We start from the raw sequence: 7,616 nt of genomic DNA on the forward strand, positions 1-7,616 counted from the left end.
CCACTTGGGTGGGCCGGGTAATATTTTTTAAACCACAGGGGGGGGGGGTAGAGCATTTTATTGGGTTTTTGGCGCGCTTACAGGGGCGGGCCGCGCCGGGGGCGGCCCGCGCCCCGACGCGTTACATCAAGCCTTGGGAGCAAGCCAAGAATCTTCGGCTTCGATGCCGTCCGGCTCGTACGTCCACGTGATTTTTTCGTAGGTGAACGCGAGGTCTTCCATGTGGCCCATCTGACGGTTGTTCGGGTCCAGGCAATTGGGCGTCCACGACTGCATGTGCGTGAGGATCGCGTTTTCGAGCTTGGCCGTGTAGTACTTTTCTTCCGTGCCTTTGGGCGAAATGCGGTAGAACTCGAGCGTCACCGACTTCAACTGTTCGCCCGAAGTCAGCGCCTGATACAGCTTCGGGCTCGACTTGTCGATTTCCTTCGTCACCGTCATTGCGCCATGCACGCGCTTGCCGGTCGGCAGACCAGTTTGCGGGCTCTTCGGAATTTCGATGGTGTGATCCACGGCTTGCACGAGGATCTTGCCTTCGTGGCCTTGAACCTTGGTGGAGCCTTCGATCTTTCCTTGGTTCTGGCCTTCGAGGGTGAGGTAGCAGGGCATCGGCATGATTAATCTCCAGTTAGTTTGGGTTGGCGGCGCGCTGTGTGTTTGCCTGGCCGCTTGCGCCTTCGATCTCGTTCAGCGCATGAGTACAGATTAAGGTCGCCGCGTTGCGGCTTCGTTTCGAGTGGGGCGCGGGTTTGTTACATCCGAAACATGGCGGTGTTATCCGAGCCGAACGATCGTCGCTTCGACGTCGTCGCCTTCGGGATAAGGCATGAGCAGCAGCGTGGCCGGGCAGCCGCGCACGCGCACGAAGTACGAATCGTCCGGGCCGATCGCATTCCTCACCGCCCAGCTCACGTAATCCGTGCCGCCAATCTGCATGCCCAAACCCTCCTGTGCGTATTCGAGCGTGGTCTTTGCCGGCAGCGCGCCGCGTGCGCCGACCGCCTGAAAGTCGATCGATACTTCGTCGCTGCGCGGCACGCCGAACGCGAAGCCCGCAAGCGGCCCTTCGAGCGAGCCGATCTCGAACCACTGACCGATGTTCTCGTCGCCCCACAGCGTCAGGCGATAGCCGCCGAGCGCCGCCAACGGCGCCTGCTTCGGCGCACGTGCGAGCGCGGCGACGAGCTTCGCGGGCCACGCGGCGTTCCGATCGGCGAAGGTGAGCGCACCGGCGAACAACGGTGGCGGCACGGTATCGCCCGAAGCGGTGAGGAACAGCACCGGCGGCGCCGCGCCGCGCGATGCCTGCAGGCTCGCGTACAAAAGCGACAAGCCATAGCGCACGGATGGTTTGGCGAGCGTCGCTTCATCGACGAGGACGATCCACGCGTCGGCCGCCTGCATCGCGTCGAGCACGACACGCGCGACGGCCTTGTCCGGTTCGTCGAGCCATACGTGGCCTTGCGCCGCGATCCCGTAGCGCTTGAGCGTCGCCGCCACTTGCGCGATGCGCGCTTCGTCTTTGGCGAGCGCCGTGACCCATACCTGCTTCATTGCGCTTCTTCCTCGATGACAGCGGCTTTCGCCTCGGCAGGCTCGAAACCGAACGACACGACGAACACGCCTTCGTCGTTCACGTCGAGCTCGGCGTGCGTCGGCTGCTCGGCTTCGCTCATGCGGATAAGGATCTCGTGCGAGAGCATCGGCATGACGGTGCCGCGCAGAATGAAGTCGATGTTGCGCGCGCCCGTTTCCACTTCCGTGCAGCGCGCGGCGATGGTGTCCACGACCTTGTCCGTGTACGCGAGACGAATCTTGTTGGCGCCCAGGAGACGCTTCACGATCTTGTCGAGCTTCAGGCGCACGATGCCCGCGAGCGCATCCGTCGGCAGCGTGTAGTACGGAATCACGGTCATGCGCGCGAGCAGCGCGGGCTTGAAGTGCGCGGAGAGGATCGGCCGCACGGCGGCGAGAATGGTCTCGTCGTCGGGACGCTCGCCGTTCGCCGTGAGTTCGGTGATGACATCGGTTGCGAGGTTCGAAGTCAGGAACACGACCGTGTTGGAGAAGTCGATTTCCTTGCCTTCGCCGTCCGAGAGCATGCCCTTGTCGAACACCTGGTAAAACAGGTTCATCACGTCGAGATGCGCCTTCTCGGTTTCGTCGAGCAACACGACCGAGTAAGGACGCTGACGCACGGCTTCGGTCAGAAGACCGCCTTCGCCATAGCCGACATAACCCGGCGGCGAGCCGATCAGACGGCTCACGTTATGGCGCTCCTGGAACTCGCTCATGTTGACGGTGACGGTGGACTTCTCGTCGCCGAAGAGAATGTCGGCGACAGTCAGCGCCGTTTCCGTCTTGCCGACGCCCGACGGTCCCGCGAGCAGGAACACGCCCATCGGTTGCTCGGGGTCCTTCAACCCCGCCGCCGACGACTTCAGCACTTCGGCGATCTGATGCATCGCGTGATCCTGACCGCGCACGCGTCTGGCGAGCGTCGTTTCCATGTTCAGAATGGTCTGCGCCTGATCGCGCTGCACCTTGCCGAGCGGAATGCCGGTCCAGTCGCTGACGACCTTCGCGACCACGTCAGGATCGACGTCCACGCGCACCATCGGCTGATCGCCCTGGGCTTCGCGCAAATCGGCTTCGGCGCGCTTAGCGGCGTCGCGCAGGGCGTCGATCTGCGCTTCGGGTTGCGCGGCGGCGCGTGCGGCGGCCACGGCTCCCCGTGCCGCGACGAGCGCCTCGCCCGCTTCCTTCTGCGCGAGCCAGCGCACGCGCAAATCCGCCGCGCGGGCTTCGAGCGAAGGCAGGGCATCGGCGATGGCGGCGAGGCGTTCGTCGTCCACCGGCTGCATGTTGTCGCGATCGCGTTCGAGTCCGCGCCGTTCGCGCTCCAACGCCTGAATGCGGCGCTCGGTGTCTTCGAGCACATCGGGTTTCGCGCTTTGCAGCACCTTGACGCGGGCGCACGCGGTATCGAGCAGATCGACGGCCTTGTCCGGCAACTGGCGCCCGGTGATATAGCGGCTCGACAATTCGGCGGCGGCCACGATGGCGTCGTCGCGCATCACGACCTTGTGCACGTCTTCGTAACGTTCCTTCAGGCCGCGCAGGATCAGCACCGCGGTCGGCAAGTCGGGTTCGTCGAGCTTCACGAGCTGGAAGCGCCGCGCGAGCGCCGCGTCTTTCTCGAAGTACTTCTTGTACTCGGCCCAGGTGGTCGCCGCGATGGTGCGCAACTCGCCGCGCGCGAGCGCCGGCTTGAAGAGGTTCGCGGCGTCCGACGTGCCCGCCTGACCGCCCGCGCCGATCAGCGTATGCGCCTCGTCGATGAACAGGATCACCGGCTTCACCGATGCCTTGATCTCATTGATGATGCCCTTCAGCCGGTTTTCGAATTCGCCCTTGACGCTCGCGCCCGCCTGCAACATGCCCATGTCCAGACCGAGGATGGTCACGTCGCGCAACGACTCGGGCACGTCGCCATCGACGATACGCAGCGCCAGTCCTTCGACCACCGCCGTCTTGCCGACGCCCGGATCGCCCACGCAGATCGGGTTGTTCTTGCGCCGCCGCGCGAGGATATCGACCATTTGGCGGATTTCGGCGTCGCGTCCGAAAACAGGATCGATCTTGCCCTCGCGCGCCTTCTCGGTGAAGTTCTCGCAGTACTTGGCGATTGCGCTGCCGTCCGAACCGGCCGCCGCGCTCGCGCCGCCTTCCGATGCCGACGAAGTGCCCGCCGCCGTCTGCTCTATCGACGCCGCCGACGCCGCGCCGAATCGCGCGAGCAAGCTCTCGCGGTTGATCGGCCGCAGCATGTCGGCATAGCCGCCGGTTGCATAGAAAGTGGCGCGAGCAAGGAACGCGAGCAGGATCGCGCCGGAACGCACGCGCGTTTCGAGCAAGTCCACCGAGGCGATCAGCCACGCATCCTGAAGCAGTTCGAGCAGCACCGGCGAGAACACCGGCCGGCCCGTATTGCCGCCGCGCAAATCTTCTATCGACTGATCGAGCGCGCGGCGAAAGAGCGCGGCATCGATGTTCTGTTCGCGCAGCAAAAGCGGGATATCGCTTTGCGGATCGTCGAGCAGCTTGACGAGCATGTGCTCGACGGAAATCTCGTATTGGCCGCGCGAGATGCACAGACCGGCGCTGTTTTCGAGCGCTTGCCGGCAGTAGCCGTTGAGCCGGCTCACCAGCGGTTTCAGATCGACCAGCAACATGGCTTGGGCTCCTCTCGTGTCTCTTGATATCGGTGGTTCAGATCGCGAAGCTGACCGGACGCGGCACGGCATTCGCGCGCGGCGCGAGCCACGTGTCGCGGCCCAGCGCGTTCCATTGCATGCCGCCCGTGCGGGCGTTCTCGGCGAGACCCGCGCGCAGTTCGAGAAGCACGGTCACGTCGAACGGTTCGGTCAGGTAATAGCGCGTGAAAAAACGCAGACGCTCGTACTCGCGCCGGCCTGGCTGCAACGCTTCGAACAGAGCCAGCGGCAGGCCGCGCAACTCGATTCGCACATGATTGTTGGCATCGCGGCTCTCTTGTCCGAGATAGCATTCGACGCCGAGCGCATGACGGCCATCGCCGAGCGTGAGACGCTGATCGTCGGGAATCGGCAGCCAGCTTTCCACGCAATTGACGATATGCACATCGGCGGGCGCGAAGGCATCGGCGAGCAGCGTTTTCAGGCCAAGCGCCGAATGCGGGCGCTGCGAGAAGAGGCCCGCGTAGCGCAGCATGTCGGAGACGCCGGGCGTGTCGTCGCGGCGCATGGAGCGCTCGTGCAGGCCGACGAACGCATACAGGCGTTCGAGCATCGCCGTGTCGCCTTCCTCGACCACGCGCACGTGCGGCCGGTACTTGACCCAGCTCTCGAACAACAGCGGATACAGCGTGTAATGCAGGATGTCGAGAAACTCGCGCATCCCGCTGCGGCCTTCGCGTTCTTCCTCGATCAGGTCTTCGGTATAGAAGCTCGGCAGCGGCGAGGACACACCGTATAGCCCGAAGAAGTTCGCGGTAATTCGCGGCGTCGGCGCGGGCTCGGGCGCGTCGTCGTCGATATCGGCATGACGGCGCGGCAGATCGCGCTCGATCTGGTCGATATCGCTTTCGGGAAAGCCGAGCGCAAGACGCGGACGCACGCGCAGGCGTTCCGGATCGTCGCCCGCAAGACGCGCGCGGCGGCGCAGCAGGCGCACCGCCTGAAAATACGCAAAGCGTTCGCCTTGCTCAAATAGCGCGTCGTCTAGAGCAGAGCTTGTTGACCGAGCCGCGGCGTCCATCTGAATACCTCTCCGGAGAAAATGTCTTCCAGCTCGAATCGCGTGTACGTGTTCATGCTTGCGTAGGCGCCGAGAAAACGGTCCAGCACGCTGCCGAACACGTAGAGATCGCCCGCGCCCGCGAAGTGGTCCGTCTCGCAGCGCACGCGGATCAGCTGACCGCGCAGCATGTTGCGCCCGAAGAGCCGCACTTCGGGCGTGACGCTCATCTCCTTCAGGCCCGCGATGCGTCTGCGGTTCGCCGCCTCGTGGCCTTGCTCCTGACGCTCAGAGAACACGTAGAGCGAGAGGAGGGCGCGCAGGTTGGCGGCATCCGCGAGCGAGAGGAAGTTGAGCGCGGCGTGACCGAGCAGCCGCCAACGCAACGCCTCGCCGACGGGCGGATTGACCACCGGTGTCATCGGCCGGATATTGCGGAACTTGAGGCGCTCGGGCGAACTGCTGGTTGGCTCGCTGAGATCGCCGTAACGCAGGCTCTCGGGCAGATAGCGGTTGGTGCAGGTCAGCTCGATGGAAAGCGTTTCGGTCTGCGGCGTGGCCTCGGGCGGATACGCCACCGAGAGATACAGCTCAGTCTCGTTGCCGACGGCGGCGGGGCGCAACGACGTGTGATAGACGAGATCGCCCGGCGCGCGCTGGTCTTCGCTCGCCGTCGCGGCGGATGCCGCGTGCCCGAGCACGCCGAATGGCCGGTACACGCGCTGCTGCGCCACGCCTTGCCGATACGACGTGACCTTGTCGACCGAATGAATCTGGTAATGCTGACGGTTCGCGCCTTCCGGGCTCACGCGATAGTCCATCTGCCGATGATCCAGCGTGATCGGATTGGCGTGATGCTCGAACAGATTGATGACGGGCGTCACGTTGAGCATGAAGGCATCGGCGCTCAATTCGGTGAGCCATACGGGCAAACGTTTGAGGCACAGCGTGACCGAGAACGTCGTGCCGGTGGCGCCGCGCAGCTTGTCGATCCCGTTCAGGTCGAGGAACAGGAATTTCTCCGGCTGCACGAAGAACTCTTGCAGACTGCGATACCCCGGAAACGCGTGGCTCGGATACGGCACGAGCTCGCTGTCGAAGCCCGACGGGACGAGCGAACGCGCGCCCAGTTCCGTCGATACCCCGCTAGCCGTCAGCCGCACCGAAGTCACTTCGGTCATGAGCAGCATCAGGAGTTTGGAGGCATCGCTGTAGCCGCCCGCCAGAAAGAGCCGCAGCGACTTCGTCTGCCAGCGCGCGAGATCGAGCCCGCGCAAGCTGAAGTCGAGATCGATGGAAGGCGTGCGTCCTTCGCCCGCCGAAAGCCGCGCGGCGAGCGTGAGCGGATGCACGTCCACGGCTTGGGTCGTGCGGAAACGGCAGGGCGTGCCGTCCACCGGCGCCGATGCCAGCTCCACGCCCGCCGCCACGCTCGCGGTTTCCGTGAGCGCGCCGCGCGGCTCGAACAGCACCATCGTCGTCGCGGGAACCGGACGCAGATAGTGCGGAAACAGCAGCGTGGAGAGTTCCTGGATGAACTCCGGGAACTCGTCGTCGAGCTTCTGGCGCGCAAGACCCGTGAGGAAGGCCACGCCTTCGAGCAGGCGTTCGACGTCCGGGTCGGTCGAGCGGCCTGCGAGCATCGGCGCGAGCGCCGGATTGGCCTCGGCAAACTCGACGGCAAGCGTCTTCAGCTTGGTGAGTTCGTTTTCGTAATAGCGATTGAGCATCGTCGGGATCGGTCGCGGGCCGTCAAGGCGTCAAAGCACGGTGACGCGGCCATCGGAATTCACGGTGGTGGACAGGCGCAGTGGAATCTCGCGATCGTTCACGGCGAGCGTGCCATCGAGACTGAAGCGGATCGACATCACGTCGCTGCGGTCGCTCAAAAGATGCACTTTCGGGTTGAGCACGCGCGGTTCGTAACGCGACACCATGCGTTGAATCTCTTCCTCGATTTCGCCCGTCGATCCGCCTTCCAGCCCGCCCGCGATATTCGTGAAATCGGGCACGCCGAATTGCGGATCGAGCTGCACGCTGCCCTGTCTCGTATTGAGGATGCGCGACAGATGCTCCATCACGGATCTCACGAGCACCTCGGTGCTGGTCTCGTTGGTGCGCACCGCGCCCTGTTCCCAGCCGGATATGCGTTCCAGCAGCCTGCGCTCTCTCATCGACGGTCCCGATCGACGCAGCGGCGTAAGTCCGCCGCCGCGTCATGCGTGATTTGGAATGCGTCAGGCCTTCGGCGCGAGCCACGAGTCTTCGGCTTCGATGCCGTCCGGCTCGTAGGTCCACGTGATCTTTTCGTAGGTGAACGCGAGATCTTCCATGTGACC

The 7,616-nt window shown here is 64.3% G+C and carries 6 protein-coding genes and 1 pseudogene; all 7 read right to left on the bottom strand.

The genetic code is table 11. The annotated features are described in order from the left end of the window. Positions 1 to 126: 126 nt before the first annotated feature. On the bottom strand, positions 127 to 615 hold the full coding sequence (locus NCT04_RS33905; RefSeq protein WP_244831870.1) for an Hcp family type VI secretion system effector: 489 nt from the start codon (positions 613 to 615) through the stop codon (positions 127 to 129). A gap of 159 nt (positions 616 to 774) precedes the next feature. Next, positions 775 to 1,554, bottom strand: coding sequence for a toll/interleukin-1 receptor domain-containing protein (locus NCT04_RS33910; RefSeq protein WP_250470199.1), 780 nt, complete (start codon positions 1,552 to 1,554; stop codon positions 775 to 777). Further along, the gene (gene tssH / locus NCT04_RS33915) at positions 1,551 to 4,235 is read right to left on the bottom strand and encodes a type VI secretion system ATPase TssH (protein ID WP_250470201.1); all 2,685 of its coding nucleotides are present in this window, start codon (positions 4,233 to 4,235) and stop codon (positions 1,551 to 1,553) included. The genes NCT04_RS33910 and tssH overlap by 4 nt, the downstream gene beginning before the upstream one ends. Positions 4,236 to 4,272: 37 nt before the next feature. Further along, positions 4,273 to 5,298: a type VI secretion system baseplate subunit TssG gene (tssG, locus tag NCT04_RS33920; protein WP_250470203.1), complete on the bottom strand. Its 1,026-nt coding sequence runs from the start codon at positions 5,296 to 5,298 to the stop codon at positions 4,273 to 4,275. After that, positions 5,262 to 7,007 (bottom strand): type VI secretion system baseplate subunit TssF, encoded by a 1,746-nt coding sequence (tssF, locus tag NCT04_RS33925; RefSeq protein WP_250470205.1) that lies wholly within the window; start codon positions 7,005 to 7,007, stop codon positions 5,262 to 5,264. The genes tssG and tssF overlap by 37 nt, the downstream gene beginning before the upstream one ends. Positions 7,008 to 7,037: 30 nt before the next feature. Further along, positions 7,038 to 7,451, bottom strand: coding sequence for a type VI secretion system baseplate subunit TssE (gene tssE, locus NCT04_RS33930; protein ID WP_244831865.1), 414 nt, complete (start codon positions 7,449 to 7,451; stop codon positions 7,038 to 7,040). 63 nt (positions 7,452 to 7,514) lie between these two features. Then, a pseudogene (locus NCT04_RS33935) lies at positions 7,515 to 7,616 on the bottom strand (type VI secretion system tube protein Hcp); the annotation flags it as partial.

It is taken from the genome of Caballeronia sp. GAFFF2 (genome assembly GCF_023631485.1).
Classification (GTDB): domain Bacteria; phylum Pseudomonadota; class Gammaproteobacteria; order Burkholderiales; family Burkholderiaceae; genus Caballeronia.

Bases quoted from the DNA above. Each gene is read 5' to 3' on its own strand.
- NCT04_RS33905 (WP_244831870.1), bottom strand. From the start codon at position 615: ATGCCGATGCCCTGCTACCTCACCCTCGAAGGCCAGAACCAAGGAAAG.
- NCT04_RS33910 (WP_250470199.1), bottom strand. From the start codon at position 1,554: ATGAAGCAGGTATGGGTCACGGCGCTCGCCAAAGACGAAGCGCGCATC.
- tssH (WP_250470201.1), bottom strand. From the start codon at position 4,235: ATGTTGCTGGTCGATCTGAAACCGCTGGTGAGCCGGCTCAACGGCTAC.
- tssG (WP_250470203.1), bottom strand. From the start codon at position 5,298: ATGGACGCCGCGGCTCGGTCAACAAGCTCTGCTCTAGACGACGCGCTA.
- tssF (WP_250470205.1), bottom strand. From the start codon at position 7,007: ATGCTCAATCGCTATTACGAAAACGAACTCACCAAGCTGAAGACGCTT.
- tssE (WP_244831865.1), bottom strand. From the start codon at position 7,451: ATGAGAGAGCGCAGGCTGCTGGAACGCATATCCGGCTGGGAACAGGGC.